The following is an 891-nucleotide window of genomic DNA, read 5'->3' on the forward strand; positions in this document are numbered from 1 at the left end:
ATTTGAATTCTGCCGTATATTCTCTTGCCATTTCTAATCCTCCAAAATTTTATTTTACCCGAAAAAACTCTTTTCTTTCTCTCCACTTTTTCTGGGTAAGGTCAGTCTGTCCAGGTTCCAAGATCGGTGTCAAAAATTGCTCAAACCATCCATTAAAAACATCCATATTACAGTGGCCTTCAAAGGTTAACGGAACAACTATCTTTCTTCCACTTAAGGCTGCAACCATACTGATTCGTTGAGTTTTCTTTCCAGATTTTAAGGCATAAAACCGCTGTCCTTTCTGGCAATATCCGTAGGGGTAGTCTTCGGTGTTATCAATGCCAGACTCATCTATACACACTAAGTTTTTAGGTTCTTTTGTCGCTATAATTTTCAAAAATTCAGCACGTTTTTCTTCGTTTCTTTCCTTGTATCCATATGTCTTTTTTTGCGCGTAAATCCAATTTTTTTAAGGGCTCGATAGATCGTTTGGATACTAACGTTGTTCCAAAGTTTAGCCATTTCCGATAGAGTCTTTCCTCCGTGTTCTCTGGCAAATTTGGCAAAGGTATCCCAGTCGGTAATTTTGTCCCCATTTCCAAGTTTTTTTGATTGAAAGTCTCCTGTTTCTTTTCTTCTTTGCTGCCACTCCCATAAAGTAGTTCGTCCAATCTTAAATCTTGCTGCCACTGTTTCTCTGCTTTCTCCTTCGTCTAGCGCTTCCATTGCTTTTTTTCTTAAATCATAACTATATGCTGCTGGCATTCAACCTCCTTATCATCATCTATCCTTATCCTATCACATCCGGACTTTTATGGAAAGAGCTATATTTTTATCAATTCTGCAATCATTTATCTTAATATTAAGTTTCTTAAACCTTCTTGATGCTTGTGAATAGCTGATAACTGC

Annotated in this window: 2 pseudogenes; both read right to left on the bottom strand. The window is 37.3% G+C overall.

What is annotated here, in order from left to right:
* Window positions 1–103: 103 nt before the first annotated feature.
* Window positions 104–747 (bottom strand): annotated as a pseudogene (locus OZD63_RS05505) (IS630 family transposase); the annotation flags it as partial.
* Window positions 748–789: 42 nt separating this feature from the next.
* Window positions 790–891 (bottom strand): annotated as a pseudogene (locus OZD63_RS06320) (IS5 family transposase); the annotation flags it as partial.

Source organism: Wolbachia endosymbiont of Drosophila leontia (genome assembly GCF_028981785.1).
Classification (GTDB): Bacteria; Pseudomonadota; Alphaproteobacteria; order Rickettsiales; family Anaplasmataceae; genus Wolbachia; species Wolbachia pipientis.